This window comes from Methanolobus sp. ZRKC4 (assembly GCF_045291305.1).
Lineage (GTDB): Archaea > Halobacteriota > Methanosarcinia > Methanosarcinales > Methanosarcinaceae > Methanolobus.
The window spans coordinates 1,642,534-1,664,830 of the sequence record NZ_CP146983.1 but is presented as its reverse complement, the minus strand read 5'-3'; the positions used below and the strand labels follow the sequence as shown (position 1 = coordinate 1,664,830).

The following is a 22,297-nucleotide window of genomic DNA, read 5'->3' as shown; positions in this document are numbered from 1 at the left end:
CCTCCTTTTTGGTGATTAAGTTCATTTCACATCATCTCCCTAATTTGTTTTTGCCCCTGTTCTGTAAGTGCACCTGAAGTATCGCATAGATTTTGCTCCCGTAAGTTCTTGAAACTTTCAGCCAGAGTCTGGGTGTCAGCTCCAATGAAGAAAGCAAGCTTCTGCATATCATTGACACCTGTGTACAACATGTAAAGCAATTTTTTATCCAGGTCGGAAAGGGATTGCTTTTTAGGCGGAGTACCGCACATTGGCTGAAGATAAGATTTTAAAGTGTTGATCACTGCCTCATTGCCTGCCAATAATGCAGTAGCTGGAGCTGTTGCCCCTTCTACAACAGATGATGGTTGGAGATAATCGATCATTAATACATGTGAAGTTCCAATCGTCCGCTGTGCCTTTACACGAATTGGATCAGTTACCTCCCTGCCTACCATAGTAATATTCTGTAGCGGTATGGTCACCCATCCACCGCCTTCTGAGAACCATAGGTTAAGATTTGTCAGGTAAAGAACACCTTTTTCCCAGTTATCCGAATACAGGGAATTACCCATCATTACTGCTTTGAAAATATAAGTCAGATCTACTTTTGCTATACCCTGCTCTTGAGCCATGTGGAAATACCCCATATAAACAAATTATATATCTAGTATTATAATTATAACTAATATTGTATTAGCCATATTAATAACCTTCTATTGAAAAAAGAGAATAAGTCAATTTTTATTTTATAAATATTTGAATTGATCACTCAAAAACAAAAATATCATTTGAATATTTTAAATAAAATTTTACTTACTAGTCAACAGAATATTTAGGATTTCTACAAGTCAAAACAAAATGGACAGCCTTATACTTGAAAAATTGTGCGGAAAGAAAAAGAAATATACTACTCAATTAACTCTTAAGTGGAAGGAAATACCTTTCAACATTACAACTAGCACAAATAAAAGCAGTGCCTTTCCTCTTACTAGTGACCTGATATTTATGCACTAAACAATGACCACATTTGCAAGGAGACATCATTTTTTGCCCCCCTATGAATTTGCCGTCAAAGATAAAAGATTCCTGCGAATCAAAAATCCCTTTATCCTCTGGCTCCAGTAATACATCCCCTTCATCTTCAGTAGTTGCAACAGTATCCTCAATTAAAGTACATCTGGATGTTGATGATGGATCAGCTTCCTTTTTTGCAGCCTCAAGGCACATCTCTTTTGGGAACAACTTAATCTTACAGGACATTATATTCTCATCAAGCAAAGAAATACCATCATAAGAAAGTGCTTCTTTCTTATTCTCTTTAAGTATCAGATAACCTGGATGATCACTAAGATTTACCAGAGAATTACCAGATGGATCTATAAAACCGAGGGATTCAAAGAATAATTTTGCAGTCTTATTTACAGGCTTTGTAATAACATGACCAAGGAGCACATTAGATATAAGGAAAAACATATTCTTTCCCATACCTTTCCTTGCAAACTGTGGAGAGATCTCAATACCACGTAAAACATAAACAGGTTTCCCATCTCTTGAAGGAGAACTCCATTTTTCATTCATGGACCATCCAACAACAGTGTTACCTGATATTGCCAGTACTAATGCCACAGTAGGTCTTTTAAGCCAGCTTTGGAAATTTGCGAAATAATCAGCCATACCAAGATATTTCCTGAAGTAACTGAATTCCCCTATCTGTAACTTGTCAAGCTCAAAAGCATGTTCAAGTTTACAAAAGGATATGCCATCATCAGTTCTTGCAAGTTCAAACATTTAATCAACTACCTTTTTTAAGTAAGGGTTCACAAACCCCAGTATGGACCTAATCTCATTTTCAGAAGGGCCAAGTTATTATTGAAATCTTCCCTGGTTTTCACATGCCTTGAAGCAAGCAGGTCTATCAGGTCCATATCATCCGTAATGTTGTTTTCACCAGCCAATGCCCTCAGGACTACTGATGTTAGCAGACCAAGATCATCATGATAACCGCCTTCCAGCAAAGATACAATGCTCCATTTACTTGCTAATTTAAATATAATTTGGTAGTACCCATCAATTGTAAGATTCAGTTTTGTCAGAGCATCTTTATGATAAGCATCAAAACCACATTCAAGTATAACGATTTGCGGATCGAATTTTGTTAGTACTTTTTCCACCACTTCATCATAGAAGACATTATATTCGGGATTGCTTGCTTCAGGAGGCATCTCCATATTAATACAAGACCCAAGTGCAGGCCTGACACCGATATCCCGGATAAAACCCTTGTAAGGATAAAGGGTTGACTGGTCCTGGTGAATAGATATGCAAAGGACGCTGGGATCAGCTTCAAATACCGACTGAGTACCATCAGAAGCATGGGCGTCAATATTTACTATTGCAATTCGCTCAAGTCCATGCACTTCCTGAAGATAGCGGGCAAGTACTCCGGAATTATTGAAAATGCAGAATCCGCTGGAAGTAGCAGGGCCAGCATGATGACCAGGCGGACGTATCAGAGCGAAAGAATGCTTGCACTTGCCAGTAATAACAAGATCACCTGCATTCAGAACACATCCTGTAGCATCTAACAGTACTTCAAAAGAAGAAGGACATAAATATACATCTTTACCCAGACTTAGCTGAGAATTTTTTGTGCATGCCTTTACAAATTCAACATATTCATTTGTGTGAACTCGCAAAACATCCCTGACTATTGCGGGCTGTGATTCAAATATATGACACCTGTCACCATCAAGTAGACCTGTTGATTCCAAATATTCCAGAATATCCTTTAAGCGGGATGGGCTTTCAGGACAGGGAAAACCATTAAGCAATGAATCGTGCAAGTAGTGACTCTCATTAATAGTAAGACCAACATGAACCATCATGACACCTGCAAGGAAAGAATAGGGCTATGCTTTTTCGATTCTTCTATCTTCTTTTGTGTGGCGGCAAATATTTGCTTTTGCTGATTCATCTTATAGCTTGAGATTTCCTGACGGTCACTTACAGGATTGGGATTCCCATGAAGGGAACTAAGAACACTATGACATAGCTGGCCATTGAAATCATGATAGCCACCTTCCATCAGAAAGACCATTGGGCCAGAAAACACTGAACATACCTTTGTTGTCATCTGATGATAACCATCTGAATCCAACATCAAACCAATATTCTTTTCCCGATAATATGCATCGAAGCCGCAGCTGAATATAATTATCTCTGGAGCAAACTGACTGATCATAGGTACAATAGTCTCATCAAACGCCAGCATATATTCATCATTGCCGGAACCTTCTGGCATTTCAACATTCAAAGTGTACCCTTTGCCTGCATTTTCCCCTGTCTGGGTACTAAACCCTTTACGAGGGTAAAAACCATGAGGATCCCGATGAACTGACAGGAACATGACAGTCGGATCTTCATAGAATATCTCCATAGTACCGTCGCCTGCATGGGCATCCCAGTCAAGTATCAGTATTTTTCCCACATTCCTGCGCTTTTGCAGGTATTTTGCAAGGATCGCTGCATTATTGAAAAGACAAAAACCCCCATACTTCTGGGAACTTGCATGATGACCAGGTGGACGCGCTAATACAAAAGCATGAGAGAACTTATTATCCATAAGCAGATCACCGGCTTTCATAGCTGCACCAGCCGCCATCTTTGCAATATCGTATGATGTGGAAGTCATGTAAGTACTATCACCTAAAAAACCTCCGCCTGCACTTGCATAGGAACGAACGAATGAGATATATGATTCATCGTGCACCCTCAAAAGATCAGACTCATCGGCCATCTCAAATTTATCAATAAATGTACATGTGCCATCCTCGAAGACCTTATTCTTCTCCAGATACCACATAGCTTTAATCAGACGCTCAGGTTTCTCATGAGTATTAATGGACAAAGAAGCAGCATCGTGACTTCTATGATCCTTGTTGTAAAGGAAAGCAATCGTTGTAGGATTATCAGGAACATTTTCCTTTGGCTTTTCTGAAACCCTGTGTGCCTTTACATTTTCCGAAATACCTGAAGAAGATGAGATAGGCGAAGCGCTCTTAGGCTGTTGCACTTTCGATTTACCAATGATTGTAGTTTCTTTTGGTTCAAAGGATATAGTAAAGGAAGGAACTGGAGATGATGACACAATTCCAGCATCATTGTTCTTGACCTGTGGTTCTTCTGATTCCAATTTGGGTTTGACAGGTTGTTCCTGTAGTTTTTTTGTAATAGCAGCAGATAAAACTGCCTTTTCAGAACCAGAAATCTTGGATAGTTTGAGTTCTGATTCATTCAAACCAGGTTTATCGTGCACATGCAATGGAGTATCAGATGAACTGGTATTTTCAACCATAGAAAATGAAGGATTGAAACCTTTAGGAGTCTTTTTCAAAATATCGGAAACAACTTCTAAGTAGTGCGATTCCCCTTCATCCTCTGCAGTGTCATCTGTTTCATTTACTTCAATTTCAACAGATTGGTATTGAACATCATCAAAAACACCGGAAAGAACACTCGGTACTTGTGTGTTGACATTAATGTTATCAGGCTCATCATCTTCTGAAAAAACCGATATTTCACATTCAATATTAACAATCTCTTTTGCAGGGATGTCTACATCGATTCCCTCATGGTCAGCCTCTTCAACATGACTTTGTTTTTCAGCTATACCAGAACGCACCAATTCAAGAAGAGAATCATTTTCTGATGTATCTGTCTCTTTTGCTATTGATTCGCTTCCATCAAGATAAGAGGAAAATGCATCATTCAGTTTTTTCATAATATCTGTAGAAACGTTCTTTGAAGAATCTCCTGCTTCATTATTATCTGATGACATCAATATGCCCCCCAATTATTATTGGACCTGCATCCATACAGGATCAAGCACACCGATATATTTTGTATCCATGTACTCAAATACCACAGTTGGCTCTTCGATGGATGCCCAGCCAGCAAGTTTAGGTTTTACTATCCATGTCCTTTTTGCAGTTTCACCTGGAGCAATGTTATTAAAAAAGAGATCTACTTTCTCCGGTTCAAGAGAACTGCCAAATTTAGCTTTCATTGCAAAATTAACATAGGGTTTTTGAGTAAAATTCTTGACCCAGACATCAATGCTTGTAGCATTGCCAACAGTAACCTGTTGTGCCGGGACGAACCTGACATATTGCGCAATGGCCTCTTTTTGCATAGGAACTGCGCCTGAAACATCTATTGTGCGGCTATTTTCCTTTTTCTTAGCTTTGTCCTTTTTGTCCAGATAGACTCCTGACCCAAGCATGGCAAAAGCAAGTACACTTATAAGGGGAGCATTATCAACAATTACATCAATTGATGTGCCTTCAACCTCAATATCCACAGTCTCAGAATTTTCAAGAGTCAATGGCACAGTAAAAGAAACCCGCGTTATTACCCAGCCTAATTCACTGTTCTGTAATCTGAAATAAACAGGAACGATATTTGCACCTTTCGCGTTTCCTGAAAGATCAAGTGTGGATACTGAACATTCAACTTTTACGACCGCAAGATCACCAACGATATCCTGGGAAATGATAGTGCTCTCTGCAATACTTCCTGGTTCCATACCCTTATTCTCAAAGCTCATCTTAATACTTGCAGTTGCAAGAAAATCCTTACCCTGATACATGCTAAAAGGAGTATTATAATCACCTTCATTGATAGCGTCTAAAAAAACAAGCACTTTCGAAGGAACCTCTTCTTCAGGAGATTTACTGACACAACCACTACTATATATGCTAATCAGGATAACGAACAATAAGATCATAGAACAATACTTGTGTTTCATTTAAGCACCTGAGGTAATAGAATATTATTATCAACTTAATATAATATACACATAGTACTTAATTATATCCATTATATAAATATATAATATGTATTAGAAAAGTAGTCATCAAAATAAAGAAGGAAATAAAGATAAGTCTGCAATAAAAGAAGACTTATAAGTATCAATTGAAACAGCATACTCGAACGTCTGGCGTCCTTCTGTTATATAAGAGCGTATCCCACTACGACCTTCAAGTAGCACCCGGCCATCATGCCTGCTTTGCACGAGATAATCCAACCCGTCAACATTTAAGATTTGTGTGCCTTGTGGAATGGAAATTGACATGCGTTCTATAGATGGATGTCCAAGTACCCATACGCTATGTTTTCCTGTTGCCAAAGAAACTGATAAGTTATAGCGTATATTAGTCTGAACACGTATTTCAGAACTACCCACAGAACCTTCAGCACCCATCACTTCAAGGTTGAAAGAGCTTATTGACAGAGGTATATCACCATCGTCAATAATAATATATCCAAGGTATCGACCACTATTATTTGTTGCAAACTCATTTACGAACATATCTACTTCAAGTGTGCTTACTTCACCATTTTCATCAACATCCAGACCGGTTCTGAAAACATCTGCATCAACACCAGTGTAGAATTCATTAATGACAAAATCAACTGACGTATCCTGAATATTTAAGTCGTTCGTAAATGAGGCTTCAGCCGTTACATTTGAAATGAAAAATAACGAAATCACAATAAAAAGTGTTAAAAGAATCTTTTCTGACATACTAACCCTCAAAAAGTAAAGGTGAATATAATCACCTTATGGATATAATTGTATCGTTTCTCTAGTACCATATGAAGACGGAGTAATAAATTCCGCAATCGTCATAGCTCCAGCTTCCGGAGTCATCACTATGCTAACAGAAGCACGAGGAGCAATATCAAGATTGGAATCTTTCTGATCACCCGAAGTTGATACCCCACTTATTGTCGTATAAGAAAGGTCAGTATCAGAAACAACGGATATATAGATCGTCACAAGATCACCGGTATTCATTACAGGATTTCCCTGAGAAAAAGAAATGTCTTCATCCCTTATTTTCTGCACGGTAAAGAAGTACTTTGCATTATCACCAGGACTAGCCTGAGTACCCGTTAACAGCTTACCCAGATTCGCACTTGCTGACGCAGATGACGAAAAGTTAGCCATGGAATTACCATATGTTTTATCGTTATTGCCATATAGAAGATCATTTGTGTTTGAACCATCTGACAAAGTTATTATCAACTGATTCAGATCAACTGGAGAGCTCCCCACATTCAATCCAACCTTCACCTTTAAAAGTGAAATATCGGAAGACATAACTGTTGACGAATTCTTAGCACGAACTCCCTCAATACTCTTAATGACCAAATTGGACGAGACTTCCTGAGTAGCCTGCCTTCCAGTAGACTGTGCCTGTTGCTGCAAAACACCAGAAGTTTGGATCAGAACAGATGCTGCTACTGCTGCAATCAGGACCATTGCAATGAAGATGATAAGAGTACCTATTCCAACCTGGGCAGTGTTATTCTTTAAAAGCTTTACATCAGAATTCATTAGAACCCCTCAATATAAAAATATGCAATGGGTTACCACTGCATATCTGAAATACATTATGGATACAGTGCTACAGTTTCTTTAACACCATACGAAGAGGGAGTTACGAAATCTGCTGTTGTTGCTGCACCGGACTCAGGAGTCAGAACGATATTTACCACAGTCCTTGGAACCAGATTAAGACCTGATTGATTAAGCCCACCAGTAGATACATCTGAACTACCTACTGTAGAATAACCTGTAGAAGCTGCTGAATCAGAAGTAGTTGCAATATATACAGTAATAAGATCTCCGGTGTTCATCACAGGGTTACTTTGAGAGAAAGATGAATCCTCATCACGTATCTTTTCTGCAGTATAATAATGATCAGAGTTGTTAAATTCACTAGTTACATTAGTTACACCAGTCAGAAGAGTTACCAAATTCACACTTGCACCCGTAGTGAAACCAGTCATAAAACCATTATCATTTCCAGTGGAAGCATATGATTTGGTGTTTCCGGCATATACCAGATTGTTTGCAGTTGTTCCATCAGTGATTGAAACAACTACCTGATTTACATCTACAGGAGCACTTCCCACGTTAAGTCCTACCTTAAGTTTCAGAAGATCAATGGTGCTTGACATTGATGTAGCATTGTTCTTTGCACGGACACCTTCGATATTCTTCACCATCAGGTTGGATGAAACTTCCTGAGTTGCCTGCTTACCTGTTGATTGTGCTTTCTGCTGCAGGACACCAGATGTCTGGATGAGCACCGCGGCTGCTACAGCAGCAACGAGCACCATGGCGATGAATATGATAAGAGTACCAATACCCACCTGGGCCCGAGTATCTTTTTTCATTATTTGTGTTTTATTTGCTTTCATGTACAATCCTCCTATAAATACAAAAATATGTATTTATTTTTTATATAAACAAATGATATATATATAATGATTGGTTGGAAATATTAAACATCAAACATTAAAGTTACAGAATTAGCAAATATTATATATTAACAATGTATAAATAAAAGTATATGAGGGATTAAATGAATGCGGGCCTATTACTAAATGCAACCATATGTTTTGCAATAACAATCTCTTCTTTTGCATTTGCATGGGTGCTTGCCGGAAGCAAGAAAGAGCATAGTGAAAAAAGCAAACCTGCACTATGGTCACTTGTCGTACTGTGGTCACTGGTCGGCCTTACATATTTTCCCACAACAATAAGGATGATTGCTGCATATTACAACAACAGTCAACTTGACCTGTTGATGTATAATCTTGCAGCAGTCCCGTTCTCTTTTGTAACAGTTCCACTGGTCTTTTTCATTCTTTATGTAATCATTGGAGACCAGAAAATAAGTGGTTACACATCATTACTTTTTGTTTTTTTTGGATTTGCATACCTGACCTTTTTGTACACAAAAGGAGTTATCGGGCCTGAAGTTTCAACTGTATCATCCCTCTTTATGATCAACAGTGAAATTGCAATAAACATCTATCTGGTGGGACTTTTCGTAATACCCACCGCAATGATCATTGGACTTCTGTTTCTCGTATTCCTTCAACGCATGCCAAAAAGACTCCGCTACCGTACAGCACTTCCATTGGTAGCAATTTCCTTTGTATTTGATTTCATGCTCACAGATATGATCACACTTGTTGATGTGATGCAACTCGCAGCAAGAATTTTTGTCCTTATAGGAACCGTACAGGCATTCCTTGCATATTTCCCACCTATGAATCTACAGGAAAAACTTGGAATAAAAAAGTACCAGTACGAATTCTACGATGACAAACTGGAAGATGACGAGGTAGATATCAATGAGTGAGGAAATTGATGTTAACCTTGAGCAGGAAGTTGCAGATTTTTACCAGTCACTGGGCATACACCAGGGTCCGGGAGATATACAATACCGCCTCATTCTCAGAGTGCTTGGGAAGAATGAAGGAAAGATTACAGAGTTTGCAGAGATCCGCGAATACACCGACCAGTTTGCCGATAAAGGCAGCATAGGCAGCAAAATGAAAACAGTTTTCCAGTTAGAGGGGCTAGCCGAAAAAGTAAAGCGCGGCGGATACATAATCACAGATAAGGGCCTCACTGCTTCCGGCTTCCTCAAAGATACAACTGCATTCTACAAGAAAAATAAGAGAATGGAAGAAATTATCGAGAGAATGCCTTGAAAAGGGTACTCTTTTTAATATATTGTTTTAGCCCGAACTTACTTATAATAATTACTTTTTTATTCTGAATCAGCAAATGTGGGATTTGCTGAAAAATACACAACCCGGTAATAGATATCTTATCTGTGATTTTAACAATCAGCACCTCCGCCTGATTAAAAAAGGTGACGAACTAAAATATTGGAAACAAAAATGTATTCATGCATAGTGGCTATTATCCTTCCCCATGTTCATGAACTTCTACTAACGCACCAAATAAAGGAATCAATGCCATATAATATCAATATACTTACACGTTAGTGAAACAAGGTATTGATCAGGTAATAATAGGTCTGAGAATTATCAGCAGTGCACACTGAACAAAGTTCACACATTTTGCAATATATCGTAAAACGAACTGAATAATGTAATAAAAAATTGATACGCTAATCAAAAAAACCTGAATACAAGCATTAAAGTGCTTAAGAGATAAATGAAAAAAGAAAGGTAACTATTCAGCCTGATAAAAACACTATCAATAGCAATCTTGACAAAAAGTTGAGACCTACATTTTATTAGGATCATTAATTTTGATTGTTGCCATTGATTGCTTTTTTGATTCTTAGGTTGTTAGTGAGCAAACATCTCCGTTTTGATTAAATCAGTATCAATAGGCTAATTGTGGTAGGCTGAATAGTTACAAAGAAAGGTGATAGATATCACCTTATGGATAGAGCTGAACAGTTTCCTTGGTACCATATGAAGACGGAGTTATGAAATCAGCAGTTGTTGCTGCACCAGCCTCAGGCGTGAGTACTATGTTAACAACAGTCCTCGGCTCAATTACAAGACCAGTGGACTTAAGTGCAGACACAGTTGCAGTGCCCATCTTAGTATAAGCAGTGTCACCTACAGCAACAGTCGAAATGTAGAACGTAACAAGATCCCCAGTATTCATAACAGGCTCACCCTGAGAGAAAGAGCCATCCTCATCACGAATCTTTCCAATTGTATAGAAGTACTTGGCATTGTCACCAGGGGTAGTCTGGGTATCTTCCAGCATTTTCAACAGATTCGCGGCTCCTGTGGCAGTACTACTGAAGTTCGCCATATCATTACCATATGTTTTATCGTTTGCACCATAAATGAGGTTGTTAGTAGTAGTACCATCAGTTATGGAGATAACTACCTGATTCATATCTACAGGAGAGCTTCCAACATTAAGGCCAACTTTCATTTTAAGCAGGGAAATATTATCTGCCATACTTGTAGCATTGTTCTTTGCACGAACACCTTCAATGTCTTTTATCATAAGATTGGATGAAACTTCCTGGGTTGCCTGCTTACCTGTTGATTGGGCTTTTTGCTGCAAAACACCAGATGTCTGGATGAGAACGGCAGCTGCAACGGCAGCTACAAGTACCATTGCAATGAAGATAATGAGGGTACCAATTCCAACTTGAGCACCTGTATCCGAATTCATCATTCTTTTGTTTGCTTTCATGTTATTAACTCCTTAAAAGATAAATGCGAAAATATCGCACAAATCCTTGTTATGGATACAGTGATACAGTTTCTTTGACACCATATGAAGAGGGAGTTACGAAATCTGCTGTTGTTGCTGCACCGGACTCAGGAGTCAGAACGATATTAACAGTTGCTCTTGGAACAAGATTGAGACCGGAATCATCAAGACCAGCACTCACGTTAGAACTTCCAACTTGTGAGTAAAGAGTTGCAGTATCAGAAGTAGTTGAAACATATACAGTTACAAGATCCCCAGTATTCATAACAGGCTCACCCTGAGAGAAAGAGCCATCCTCATCACGAATCTTTCCAACAGTAAAGTATTTCTGAGAATTTGTCAATTCAACACCGCTTATATTCGTTTTTCCAGTCAGAAGGGTTGCCAGGTTAGTAGCTGTATTTGAGAAACTGAAAGGATTCATTTCCCCATCAGAATTACCTGTGGAAGCATATGATTTAGTGTTTCCAGCATATACCAAATTGTTTGCAGTCGTCCCATCTGTGATTGAAACAACTACCTGATTTACATCTACAGGAGCACTTCCCACGTTAAGTCCTACCTTAAGCTTCAGAAGATCAATGGTACTTGACATTGATGTAGCATTGTTCTTTGCACGGACACCTTCGATATTCTTCACCATCAAGTTGGATGAAACTTCCTGAGTTGCCTGTTTACCTGTTGATTGTGCTTTCTGCTGCAGGACACCGGATGTCTGGATGAGTACCGCGGCTGCTACAGCAGCAACGAGCACCATGGCGATGAATATAATGAGAGTACCAATACCCACCTGAGCTCGAGTATCTTTTTTCATTATTTGTGTTTTATTTGCTTTCATGTACAATCCTCCTATTTATCCAGTTATTTTTGGATATATTACTATTATATAATTAAATAATATAAATAGATTTGGTTGGAAATCTCAAACAACAAACTCGTCACAATTGCACAATGAAAATATATAAATATAAAAAATGAAATACTATACTGAGGTAAAAATGAGTGCAGGACTTCTATTAAACAGCACAATATGTTTTGCCATTGGAATCTCATCTATCTCATTTGCATGGGTGCTCTTGGCAAAAAATGAACAGTATAGTGAGAATAGCAGACCTGCCCTTTTTTCACTTGTAGTTTTTTGGACACTCGTAGGTCTTACCTACCTGCCAACAGCAGTGAGGATGTTCATTGCTTATTTGGGAAACCAGGAAATGGACGCCACCCTATATTTCATAACAGCAATTCCGTTTGCATTTATACCAGTTCCACTGGTCTTTTTCATAATATATGTGATAACAGGTAGCACAAGAGTTGGAGAATATATTGCACTGATATTCACCCTAATAGGAGCAGCTTATCTTGCTTTTTTGTATAGCAGTGGAATAGTAGGACCCGTAGTGACTGAATGGGGCTCCATATTCATGATTAACAGTGATGCCGCCATACACATTTACCTCATGGGCCTTTTCGTTATACCTACCTCAATGATACTGGGGTTACTGTTACTCATATTGCTACAAAGGATGCCAAAGCGTCTTAGATACAAAACTGTTCTCCCCCTTGTAGCAATCTCTTTTGTCTTTGATTTCATGCTTACAGACGTCATTGCAATCATAGATGTAATACAGGTTTTTTCAAGACTTTTCGTTCTTTTAGGTACTGTGCTGGCATATCTGGCATATTTCCCACCGACGACGATTCAAGAAAAACTGGGCATACAAGAACATATGGCTGATATTCATTATAATGGACAGAAAGATCCCAATATAGACTTCTTCTTAAAAGATAAAAGTGGGAACCCTTAATGCAAACCTATTCATTAAGAAGGCCATAGAGTATCATTATTAAATAGGACTATGCGCCGATATTTTTAAATACATTGACATCCATGTACATCTTTGCACATTACAGCACACAAGTGGTTACTCAATGCACTCGGTTATCAATAATATAGTGAAATCTACTGAAAACAGAATCTCAAAAATTAAAACTGATACTGGACAGAAGGTAAATTTAAAAAATACGGATGAAAAAAGAGATATTATCGATGCTATAAACGAAAAAAAATGTAAAAATAAAATAGCTGTCATAGCTGAAGTCAAACCCGCATCCCCGGGAAAAAAGTTAAGAAATATTCTGCCCGATGATGCTGCGCTGATAGCCAGTGAAATGCAAAAGGCAGGTGCTGTTGCGATTTCCGTACTCACGGAACCTGGATTTTTCCACGGATCAATCAGTAATCTTGAAGCTGTCAGGAAAAATGTTATTCTTCCAGTATTACGCAAGGACTTTATTATTGATAAGATTCAGTTCAATGAAACAGAAAGTGATCTCATATTGCTGATAGCAGGATTACTTGAAGGTAATCTTAGTGAAATGGTAAATGCTGCCATAGCAAAAGGATTGGAGCCACTTGTTGAAGTCCACGATGAAAAAGAGCTTGAAGAAGCCCTGAAAACAAAGACAAGATTAATTGGCATCAATAACAGGAACCTTAGTACACTGGAGATTGACCTGAATACTACTCTCAAACTTGCCCCGATAGTAAAAGAATTTGATCGTAATAATAACTCAAATCACATCATCATTAGTGAAAGTGGGATTCACAGCACCGATGATATCAGGAAAGTGATGGATGCCGGAGCTGATGCTGTACTTGTAGGGACATCAATTATCAAAAGTGGAGAGATGTACTCCAAAACGAAAGAGCTTGTAGATGCACTTGACCAATAAAAGAGACGGAGAAAGATTATGAAAAGATCGATGTATGGTAAGTTTGGGGGGCAGTTCGTTCCCGAAGTGCTTATGCCGGCACTTACAGAGCTTGAAGAAGCGTATGATCGATACAAGGATGACCCTGAATTCCTTGAGGAACTTGACTATTATATGAAGGAATTTGCAGGCAGAGAAACACCCCTCTATTTTGCAAAGAACCTCAGCAAAAAGTATGGTATCAAAATCTACCTTAAAAGAGAAGACCTTGTGCATGGCGGAGCCCATAAACTGAATAACACACTCGGTCAGGCACTTCTTGCCAAATATATGGGAAAAGAGCGCATAATTGCCGAGACCGGAGCCGGACAACATGGTACTGCAACTGCCATGGCCACAGCTAACATGGGATTTGAATCCGAGGTCTATATGGGAGCAAAGGATGTCATGCGTCAGCATATGAATGTTTACAGAATGGAACTTATGGGATGCAAAGTTCATGCCGTAAAGTCTGGCTCAATGACTCTTAAGGATGCAATCAATGAGGCCCTCCGAGACTGGGTAACCAATGTTGAGAATACACATTACCTCATTGGATCCGTAGTTGGACCGCATCCATACCCAATGATTGTACGTGACTTCCAGAGCGTGATTGGAAGAGAAGTCAAGGAACAGATCATGGAAAAGGAAGGACGTTATCCCGACTCCATTGTTGCCTGTGCAGGCGGTGGAAGTAATGCAATGGGAATATTCCATCCATTCATTGAGAACAAAGAAGTCAAACTTTTCCCTGTAGAAGCCGGAGGAAAGGAACTAAAGACCACAGATAAGGAGGCACTGCACTCATCTTCCCTTTGTGTTGGCGAAGAGGGAATACTCCAGGGTGCACATACGCTAATACTTCAGGACGAATACGGACAGATACTTGAATCAAGTTCCGTATCCGCTGGTCTTGATTATTCAGGTGTTGGACCCGAACTTGCCCATCTTGCCGACATAGGCAGAATTACCCCATGCAATGTTAGCGATGATGAAGCACTTGAAGCTTTCTATGAACTGAGCCGGCTGGAAGGTATTATTCCTGCACTGGAATCATCCCATGCAATGGCTTATGTTATGAAAATGGCGAAAACAGGAGAACTTGGAGACCTGGTCGTCATCAATCTTTCAGGAAGAGGAGACAAAGATCTTGAATCTGTCTTCAAATTAAAAGAAGAAAGGGAACTTAATGAAGAAAAGGAGGTTTGCCTGTGAGAATAGCAGATAAATTCACTGAACTTGAAAGAAAGAAAGAAAAAGCCCTTATTGCTTATGTGTGTGCAGGCGACCCTTCATCGGAAGCTACTAAGGAAATAGTACACTCACTTGTCAAGGGCGGTGCAGATATAGTAGAGTTGGGACTTCCATTCTCCGATCCTGTTGCAGACGGACCGACCATTCAGGCTGCATCTACCCGTGCCCTGGAAGCCGGCATGAATCCTGACCTGTATTTCGAAATGGCTGCATCCATAAAAGAAAATGTTCCCCTTGTCTGTATGACATATTATAACCTGATATACAAGAGAGGAACTGAGAAGTTCGCCAGGGACTGTGCTGAATCAGGAATCACAGGGATAATTGTACCCGACCTTCCGGCAGAGGAATCCGATGAGCTGCATGAATCCTGTAAGAAGCATGGTGTCGACCTTATATTCCTCATAACTCCTGTGACAACAGAAACAAGGATGAAGAGTATACTTGAGAAAACTTCCGGTTTTGTCTATATTGTCTCAAGACTTGGAGTTACCGGCGAGAGAGTTGATGTTGCAGAGTCTACAAAGAACATACTCGGACATATCCATACTGATGTTCCAAAAGCAGTAGGCTTTGGAATTTCCAACAAGGATCAAGCTGCCGAACTAATTAAAGCAGGAGCAGATGCAGTAATTGTTGGTTCTGCATTCGTCAATTTCATCGCTTCAGATGATAATATCAATAATAGGCTGGAAAATCTTGCATTTGAGCTTAAAGAAAGTTGTAAACAATAAATAATACAAGAAAAATTAGACGAAAAAAGAAAAGAGTAGGGATTATTCTGCAAATAGTTGATCCACAAACCATTGTGGATCAAATTTTTGCAGATCATCATATCCCTGACCCATTCCCAGGAAAAGAATAGGTTTGCCTGTTATGTAGGCAATTGAAATTGCTGCACCACCTTTTGCGTCAGCATCTGTTTTGGTGAGAATGGAACCGTCAATAGGAACAGCATCATTGAACTGAGAAGCACGCTCCACAGCATCATTACCTGCCACTGCTTCATCAACGAATATCAAGAGATCAGGAGAACTCACGCGGCAAACTTTCTTTAGTTGCTCCATGAGATTAATGTTGGTGTGCATACGCCCTGCAGTATCCGAAAGCACTACATCAACATTATTGGCTTTCGCATGCTGAACTGCATCATAAACCACTGCAGCCGGGTCACCTTGTTCCTGATGTTTAATTATTTTTACTCCGACCTTGTCTGCATGAATTGCAAGCTGATCTATTGCCCCGGCCCTGAAAGTATCACCTGCCGCAACAACAACCGAATAGCCCTGATCCTTCAGGCGCTTTGATAGCTTGGCAATTGATGTCGTCTTACCAGTACCATTTATACCTAAAAAAACGATATGTACAGGCTTTTCAGCGTTTTTTATATACTCATCGAAATCAAAGATGTTGGCATTCATGACTTCGAAAATGGCATTTTTGAGTGCACTCTCGACAATATCATCTGTGTTTTTGCCTATGCGCCGCCTTGTACCCACTAGTTGACTTTTAACAGACTCTACAATGGCTTCGGAAACTGACAGAGCAATGTCACTTTCCAGAAGAGCCATCTCAAGCTCCCATAAAGGTTCTTCAAGGTCGCCTTCTTCAAGGATGAACTCCCGCTCGAACATGAGAGCCTTGGCCTTCTGTGCAAAACCAGCTTTCTTATTATTTGAAGTTTCACTCTGGACCGATTTGTCTTCCGCAGTAGATTGTTTATCCTCGACAGTCTCCTGAACAGAAGGCTCAGTAAATGGAGGAACTTGTGAGTCATCTACAGTTTCTATGGGCTCTATAGCAACTGCTTTTCATCGATTTTGCTTCCTAACTTCTCTGTGAAGCCACTGAGTTTGGATTTGAGTTTATTGAACACTTGATACAACCCTTAAAGTTTTTAAAAATAGAAAAAAAGGTTCACTGGGAACCTACTTGCCCCTGAGCTTGCTGAAGCTTATTGAGGAAAGATTCAATGGCCTGCATCTGCTGACCTAATTGAAGCAGAGCATTGTTCATATTGTCAAGAGCTGTGGTTAGCCTTTCCCTGCGGCGCTGCAATATCTCTTTTGCATCCGCAATGGGTCTTTCGACACTTAGCCCTGCTCCAATATCGACCACTGCTTTATCAGTATGGTCGATATTGGCATATACAAATGAACCGGAACCTATCGGGAACATCATTTCCGCGCCATCTTCAATATTATCAAGCTCCTCGATTGTTGTCAGGACTTTAGCACAATCATCTGCAGAAATCTTCACCATGGACATCTGCTGCTGGATCATCTCTGCACGCTTCTGGAGCTCCCGATGCTGCATCACAAGTGCCCGAGGGTCCTGTTCATTCATACCTGCCATGGATCATGCCTCTGTTATGCTTTCGATCCGGATGTAGTTTCTTTTAATAGCGTGCTTGCTTCCGAATAAAGAATATACCTTCTCGAGGGCGTTCTTCTCATTCTGACTTTCAACTTCCTTTGTGAACTTTTCCCATGCAATACCTGCTTTGAAAGTACCTTTAACCTGGAATGTTTTCATCTGAAATCACCTGTAAAATCTGTATTGAATAAACATATCTTAGAAACCCAGCGCATCTTCTATCCTTCCAAGTTCATGCCCTGTTGTCTGTGAGCCTGCAACATAACCTTTTGAATTTGCGATTACACCAGAACCTACCATTTGAGTACCGAAATTACTCGTCCCGATCTCCACAGGAAGCTCAAAAAGCTCTTCGAGGAGCTCAAGTTCCGAACTTGTTGCAAGTGGATTTACAAGTATTCCTTTATTGGTTGCAATTCCGGCCATGCCTACGGTCTTGGCACCACCTAGTGTGCCACGCCTGACATCAACTTTCAAGGCTTTTTCTATTGCCTCAATGGCTCTGTCACTGAGTTCAGGATGAACCAGTGCAGCGGTGTCATTTGCCATGACAACATTGCCTACTGCATTCAATTTACCTGGTAATTCATGGATAGGAACATCGATATTTTCCTGACCCCTTATAGTAGATCCTCTTGGCACAAGCAATGAATGGGAATTTCCACGACAAAGTGAACCCACAATAATACTTCCATTGACCAGAGTTTTCACTACGTTGACCTGTAACAATTGACTGAGAGTATCACACGTCTTTTCCGATGTGCCCACTGGTACCAACGCTAAATCTTCCGTACACGTTGCAAAAGCCCCTATTACGGGGCTTTCCTGAATAGTTATAGTTCTCATCATTATATGATCTACAAACTTAAATGATGCCCGGAAGCACTCATGCAAGTTCAGCCTGGACTTCTCCATCCTCGAACTTTGCAGCCCTTACACGTATTGATAGTGGTGGTTTCTCGCAACCACGTTCCCAGAGCTTTTCGTTGAGAGTTTTATCCAGTTTGACCATCTCCGGCTCGACCTTCATGTGTTTTGTAAGGTACTCCCTTATAACTTTAACAGCTCTGGAAGACCTCTTCCATCTTGGAGCCTCTTTAACCGAGCGAAGAGGAATAGTATATATCTGCTCTTTTACTGCGTCATCTGCCATAATCATCACCTACTTACTTAACATCAAGACTGCTTCTTCTCCAGTGTCTTCTCTTTGGGTGGCCGACGACCTTCCTGTTGGTCTTGACAATTGCCCAGACAGGCACCCTGTGGTTCTGCTTATGGGCTTTAGCCAACCTCATTTTCTGTCCTTTGGTATTGTGACTCACTTGTCTCACCTATGCTATGATTGATATGTATTAAGGTATTGATTGAATTTTGAACATATAACATAATTATATGCGCAAATCACTAATCATGTTGTTCTGTTCTGTCCTGCTTTCCTGCGTTCGATAACATGCGACTGAACATGGCTTGGAAATATCTCCATGATCATCCCGGAACCATGCCGTTGACTTATTAATTCCCGAAGTTCGGTTTCGTAATCCGCTTTAAGTACATCCTCGCTAAGCCCTTCATCAATGACCAAGTGTTCTTTTACAAGTTCATTAACAGCAGCCCGACCAAACCCTTTAAGGGGACATACATAATGAACCCCGAACCGGTCCTCTATGCTCCTGATCTCGGGCTGACCCAACACAGGAACACGATCATCACGACGAATACCATCAGCAATGAAGCAAACATTATCATCGACCGCAAGGCACTCAATAACACTCTTGTGAATGAAATTGATGGCGTTCTTTGGGAAACCATCCTGCATGATCATGTCATATGCCTTTTCAAGGATCGATGTGTCAGGTTTGATTATCCTATGTGGGAAACCAAGCCGTTCTGCAGTTTCAGAGGCCACTTCCCCGATGGGAAGCAGCGAAAAACTGCAAGTTACAAGTTCTATGTCGAAGAACGGCTCCAGCAGAATAGCTGCAAGAGAGCTGTCCTTTCCTCCACTGAAAAGAACAGAGACCCGCATCAGAGGCCAGCTCACATACGTTTTATGGTTGGTTCACGCTTTTTTGGCTGCATCTGGAGCAGAAGCTGCTTGAGTTTCTCATCATCGATCTTTGACTGTAGCCTTCCGCTCTGGGCAAGCATTATCAGTTGAGATTCAAGCTGTTCTACCATCTCTTTACGAGACATCTTTAATGTGCTTAGACGTTCACGTGCTTCAGGAGTCAGGATCTGGCGGAGCAGTGCCTGCTTCTGTGCTTCCATTTCAGCCCTTGCCTGCTCCTGCTGCATTGCTGCCTGCATATCGCCTGTGCCTACCTGCTGCTCAGAAGCCTGTTGCTGCTGAAGTTGTTCAAGCCTTTTCCTTCTTATTTCTTCAAGATCATCCGCCATGGAACTCACCTAGCTTAAAGAGATGTTAGTAATACAACCTTATTAGTGTTATTGAACAGGTTACCCAATTCAGTACTTTGCAAGACCCGGGATCTTTTCCACAAGTTCCTGCTTTACCTCATATGCACTATTATCAAGCAACGACTGTCCCTGAGGTGACACTACACGACCACTCTTGAGGGTGCGTATAAGACCTGCAGCTTCAAGTTGCTGAAGTACTCCTCTTGCAATGGATCCGCTTCCTTTTGCCTTGTGGTAAGGACTGGAACCCATGTCTTTCTTTCCACCATATACAGAGCGTAGTCTCTCAACACCTATAGGACCTTCTTTGTATACAGTTCTGAGGACTGCAGCGCAGCGTGTATACCACCATTCATTATCAATAGGCGGCATATCCTTGTGTGCTCCTGTCTTTACAAATGCTGCCCACTCAGGGGGAGTAACATTATCATTCTCTTTAAGTTTCCCTGCTACCTTGCTGATCAGGTCGGCTGCAGGAACATCATATGCAGTTGTCATCTTATTCTCCTGAATTATAATATCCGTTAAGATACTCACCATTTGCAGGACTCAAGTGCATTTAGTGATTAGTTCAGCTGGATTGTGATGTTTAAACTATCGAGTACTATATACGTTTTTCGGCAGATTTAGCTTATCCGCCCTATTTTTTAAACGTTTGTTCCCTTGCAGGTCCCACTGAAATGTATTCAATGGGTACACCCATCCTAGCTTCAAGGTAAAGAACATAGTCCTTTGCTGCCTGGGGCAGATCCGCGAATTCCTTTACACCAGTCAGGTCATTGTCCCATCCTGGCAGGTCTTCATATACAGGCTTGCAGTTTGCAAGTTCTGCAGTGTCTTCAGGAGGATAGCCCAGTATATGACCCTCAAGTTCGTAGGAAACACATACCCTTATGGGATCAAGGTTTGACAGAACATCCAGTTTTGTCAGAGCAACAGATGTGTAGCCATTGAGATATGTCGCTTTTTTCAGCAGAGGAAGATCAAACCAGCCGCACCGCCTTGACCTGCCGGTAGTAGTACCAAATTCTCCCCCGACTTCCTGTATCTGCTTACCCACATCATCAGTTAGCTCTGTAGGAAGAGGGCCTTCTCCCACACGGGTAATGTAAGCCTTGACAATTCCAAGCACATCATCCACTTTTGTAGGTCCGACTCCAAGGTTTGCACATGCCGAACCAGCTATAGTTGAAGAAGAAGTGACAAATTTCTGGGTACCGTGGATAACGTCGAGATGCGTACCCTGCGCACCTTCGGCAAGCACATTCTTTCCATCTTCAAGTGCTTTATTGATTTCATAGGAAACATCAGTCATATAAGGTGCAAGACGCTTACCAAGTTCAACATATTTATCTATAAGTGCCTCGTCCATCACCATGGAAGGGTCACCACCAAACTGTTTTATGGCTGCTTCCTTTGAAGGAGCAAGTTCTTCAAGCCTTTTCAGGAATCTTTCCCTGTTTACAAGGTCATACATGCGAATTTCATCCCTTGCAACCTTGTCAATATAAGCAAAACCAATACCACGTTTAGTTGTACCTATCTTCTCTGTCCTTTTGGATTCCCTGAGACCATCCAGCTCTATATGATAAGGCATAATGATACTGGCCTTAGCATCGATCCCGAGTTTTTCCGGACCTAGCTCAATACCTCCCTCAGCAAGCATATCGATTTCCCTGACCAGTACCTCTGGATTCACTACAGTACCCGGACCGATAAGCACCCTGGAATCAAGCAGGAAACCAGATGGAATAAGGTGGAGTTTGTATACGTCCTCTCCAACTTTGACAGTATGTCCTGCATTGTTCCCTCCCTGGAAACGGACAACCAGATCATAGTCACCAGACATTAGGTCAACTACCTTTCCTTTGCCTTCATCGCCAAACTGCGCACCTGTGATAATCGTAAACATGGGTGCAGGATTATCCTGTTGGCTTAATAAAGTTTTGATTGACATTTAAAAGTCTTCTTCAAACGCCAGCATACGAGCCCCTTCATCAAAAAATCCAGAAGAATCTGCCCTTCGACATCTCAATGCTTTGGTCACTCCCATGTCTATGAGAGTATCTATCAGTTTTTCGGCAAGACTTATACTCACATTAAATTCCGACTGGAGCATATAGATAGCATCCTGCCTTTTAACAAAAAAATTACATGCAGAAGACCTTTTATCCGAAGTACAGGAATTGTAACCACCGCACCTGCTCACCCTGGAACTGTTCTTGAAATGGATAGCAAGTCCCTGCCACGAATACACATTATGTATTCCTTTGATACCATAAAGGTTCGCTTTCGTTTTTTCTTTTCGTTTTAACATGATAATAAATAAGCCATATTAATATAATTATTTTGTGTATCAATTTTATATCTTGCCGTATACTATTATATATTACCACATACTATCAGGCATTATCCATTCAGCATTTAATCGAAGGT

General features: G+C 40.5%; 26 protein-coding genes and 1 pseudogene. 6 read left to right on the top strand and 21 right to left on the bottom strand.

The window, feature by feature from the left end:
* Positions 1-26: 26 nt before the first annotated feature.
* From V7O67_RS08650 to V7O67_RS08615, 8 genes are all read right to left on the bottom strand, one after another.
* The gene (locus tag V7O67_RS08650) at positions 27-614 is read right to left on the bottom strand and encodes a hypothetical protein (RefSeq protein ID WP_406669874.1); all 588 of its coding nucleotides are present in this window, start codon (positions 612-614) and stop codon (positions 27-29) included.
* Positions 615-897: 283 nt separating this feature from the next.
* Positions 898-1,770: a hypothetical protein gene (locus V7O67_RS08645; protein ID WP_342305243.1), complete on the bottom strand. Its 873-nt coding sequence runs from the start codon at positions 1,768-1,770 to the stop codon at positions 898-900.
* A 29-nt stretch (positions 1,771-1,799) separates the two neighbouring features.
* Positions 1,800-2,867, bottom strand: a complete 1,068-nt coding sequence (locus tag V7O67_RS08640) for a histone deacetylase (RefSeq protein ID WP_342305244.1) — start codon at positions 2,865-2,867, stop codon at positions 1,800-1,802.
* Positions 2,864-4,819 carry a histone deacetylase gene (locus V7O67_RS08635; RefSeq protein WP_342305245.1) on the bottom strand — a complete coding sequence of 652 codons (1,956 nt, stop codon included), beginning with the start codon at positions 4,817-4,819 and terminating at the stop codon, positions 2,864-2,866. The genes V7O67_RS08640 and V7O67_RS08635 overlap by 4 nt, the downstream gene beginning before the upstream one ends.
* Before the next feature lie 18 nt (positions 4,820-4,837).
* Positions 4,838-5,788 carry a hypothetical protein gene (locus tag V7O67_RS08630; protein WP_342305247.1) on the bottom strand — a complete coding sequence of 317 codons (951 nt, stop codon included), beginning with the start codon at positions 5,786-5,788 and terminating at the stop codon, positions 4,838-4,840.
* Positions 5,789-5,896: 108 nt separating this feature from the next.
* Positions 5,897-6,568, bottom strand: coding sequence for a hypothetical protein (locus V7O67_RS08625; RefSeq protein WP_342305249.1), 672 nt, complete (start codon positions 6,566-6,568; stop codon positions 5,897-5,899).
* Positions 6,569-6,604: 36 nt separating this feature from the next.
* Complete coding sequence (locus tag V7O67_RS08620) at positions 6,605-7,384, bottom strand: archaellin/type IV pilin N-terminal domain-containing protein (RefSeq protein WP_406669873.1); 780 nt, start codon at positions 7,382-7,384, stop codon at positions 6,605-6,607.
* A gap of 56 nt (positions 7,385-7,440) precedes the next feature.
* Positions 7,441-8,253 carry an archaellin/type IV pilin N-terminal domain-containing protein gene (locus tag V7O67_RS08615; protein ID WP_406669872.1) on the bottom strand — a complete coding sequence of 271 codons (813 nt, stop codon included), beginning with the start codon at positions 8,251-8,253 and terminating at the stop codon, positions 7,441-7,443.
* A 164-nt stretch (positions 8,254-8,417) separates the two neighbouring features.
* Here V7O67_RS08615 and V7O67_RS08610 point away from each other — a divergent pair, with 164 nt between their 5' ends.
* Both V7O67_RS08610 and V7O67_RS08605 read left to right on the top strand, forming a co-directional pair.
* The gene (locus tag V7O67_RS08610) at positions 8,418-9,203 is read left to right on the top strand and encodes a hypothetical protein (protein WP_406669871.1); all 786 of its coding nucleotides are present in this window, start codon (positions 8,418-8,420) and stop codon (positions 9,201-9,203) included.
* The gene (locus V7O67_RS08605) at positions 9,196-9,558 is read left to right on the top strand and encodes a hypothetical protein (protein ID WP_406657716.1); all 363 of its coding nucleotides are present in this window, start codon (positions 9,196-9,198) and stop codon (positions 9,556-9,558) included. Before V7O67_RS08610 ends, V7O67_RS08605 begins: the two co-directional genes overlap by 8 nt.
* Before the next feature lie 703 nt (positions 9,559-10,261).
* On the opposite strand, the gene V7O67_RS08600 is transcribed toward V7O67_RS08605, so the two are convergent.
* Positions 10,262-11,041 carry an archaellin/type IV pilin N-terminal domain-containing protein gene (locus V7O67_RS08600; RefSeq protein WP_406669870.1) on the bottom strand — a complete coding sequence of 260 codons (780 nt, stop codon included), beginning with the start codon at positions 11,039-11,041 and terminating at the stop codon, positions 10,262-10,264.
* A 49-nt stretch (positions 11,042-11,090) separates the two neighbouring features.
* Complete coding sequence (locus V7O67_RS08595) at positions 11,091-11,900, bottom strand: archaellin/type IV pilin N-terminal domain-containing protein (RefSeq protein ID WP_406669869.1); 810 nt, start codon at positions 11,898-11,900, stop codon at positions 11,091-11,093.
* A gap of 136 nt (positions 11,901-12,036) precedes the next feature.
* On the opposite strand from V7O67_RS08595, the gene V7O67_RS08590 reads away from it, so the two are divergent.
* The 4 genes from V7O67_RS08590 to trpA all read left to right on the top strand — a co-directional run bounded on the left by V7O67_RS08590 (position 12,037) and on the right by trpA (position 15,801).
* Positions 12,037-12,867 carry a hypothetical protein gene (locus V7O67_RS08590; protein ID WP_406669868.1) on the top strand — a complete coding sequence of 277 codons (831 nt, stop codon included), beginning with the start codon at positions 12,037-12,039 and terminating at the stop codon, positions 12,865-12,867.
* Between the two features lie 124 nt (positions 12,868-12,991).
* The gene (locus tag V7O67_RS08585; protein ID WP_406669867.1) at positions 12,992-13,795 is read left to right on the top strand and encodes an indole-3-glycerol-phosphate synthase; all 804 of its coding nucleotides are present in this window, start codon (positions 12,992-12,994) and stop codon (positions 13,793-13,795) included.
* A gap of 18 nt (positions 13,796-13,813) precedes the next feature.
* Entirely contained in the window at positions 13,814-15,028 is a 1,215-nt protein-coding gene (gene trpB / locus V7O67_RS08580) for a tryptophan synthase subunit beta (protein ID WP_406657721.1), read from the top strand.
* Positions 15,025-15,801: a tryptophan synthase subunit alpha gene (trpA, locus tag V7O67_RS08575; protein WP_406669866.1), complete on the top strand. Its 777-nt coding sequence runs from the start codon at positions 15,025-15,027 to the stop codon at positions 15,799-15,801. The genes trpB and trpA overlap by 4 nt, the downstream gene beginning before the upstream one ends.
* Before the next feature lie 42 nt (positions 15,802-15,843).
* Here trpA and ftsY read toward each other — a convergent pair.
* The 11 genes and pseudogenes from ftsY to V7O67_RS08520 all read right to left on the bottom strand — a co-directional run.
* Positions 15,844-16,734: pseudogene (gene ftsY / locus V7O67_RS08570) on the bottom strand (signal recognition particle-docking protein FtsY); the annotation flags it as partial.
* Positions 16,735-16,984: 250 nt separating this feature from the next.
* Positions 16,985-17,422, bottom strand: coding sequence for a prefoldin subunit alpha (pfdA, locus tag V7O67_RS08565; RefSeq protein ID WP_406669865.1), 438 nt, complete (start codon positions 17,420-17,422; stop codon positions 16,985-16,987).
* A gap of 3 nt (positions 17,423-17,425) precedes the next feature.
* Entirely contained in the window at positions 17,426-17,602 is a 177-nt protein-coding gene (gene rpl18a / locus V7O67_RS08560) for a 50S ribosomal protein L18Ae (protein WP_406657725.1), read from the bottom strand.
* 39 nt (positions 17,603-17,641) lie between these two features.
* Positions 17,642-18,292: a translation initiation factor IF-6 gene (locus tag V7O67_RS08555; protein WP_406669864.1), complete on the bottom strand. Its 651-nt coding sequence runs from the start codon at positions 18,290-18,292 to the stop codon at positions 17,642-17,644.
* Between the two features lie 37 nt (positions 18,293-18,329).
* Positions 18,330-18,596, bottom strand: a complete 267-nt coding sequence (locus tag V7O67_RS08550; RefSeq protein ID WP_406657727.1) for a 50S ribosomal protein L31e — start codon at positions 18,594-18,596, stop codon at positions 18,330-18,332.
* Positions 18,597-18,609: 13 nt separating this feature from the next.
* On the bottom strand, positions 18,610-18,765 hold the full coding sequence (locus V7O67_RS08545) for a 50S ribosomal protein L39e (protein ID WP_406657728.1): 156 nt from the start codon (positions 18,763-18,765) through the stop codon (positions 18,610-18,612).
* A gap of 86 nt (positions 18,766-18,851) precedes the next feature.
* Complete coding sequence (locus V7O67_RS08540) at positions 18,852-19,469, bottom strand: alpha hydrolase (protein WP_406669863.1); 618 nt, start codon at positions 19,467-19,469, stop codon at positions 18,852-18,854.
* 11 nt (positions 19,470-19,480) lie between these two features.
* On the bottom strand, positions 19,481-19,840 hold the full coding sequence (locus tag V7O67_RS08535) for a DNA-binding protein (protein ID WP_406657731.1): 360 nt from the start codon (positions 19,838-19,840) through the stop codon (positions 19,481-19,483).
* Positions 19,841-19,909: 69 nt separating this feature from the next.
* Complete coding sequence (locus V7O67_RS08530; RefSeq protein WP_406657732.1) at positions 19,910-20,359, bottom strand: 30S ribosomal protein S19e; 450 nt, start codon at positions 20,357-20,359, stop codon at positions 19,910-19,912.
* A gap of 142 nt (positions 20,360-20,501) precedes the next feature.
* On the bottom strand, positions 20,502-21,773 hold the full coding sequence (locus V7O67_RS08525; protein ID WP_406671449.1) for an adenylosuccinate synthase: 1,272 nt from the start codon (positions 21,771-21,773) through the stop codon (positions 20,502-20,504).
* A 45-nt stretch (positions 21,774-21,818) separates the two neighbouring features.
* A complete protein-coding gene (locus V7O67_RS08520; protein WP_406669862.1) occupies positions 21,819-22,178 on the bottom strand; it encodes a hypothetical protein in 360 nt (119 codons plus the stop codon).
* Positions 22,179-22,297 lie beyond the last annotated feature (119 nt).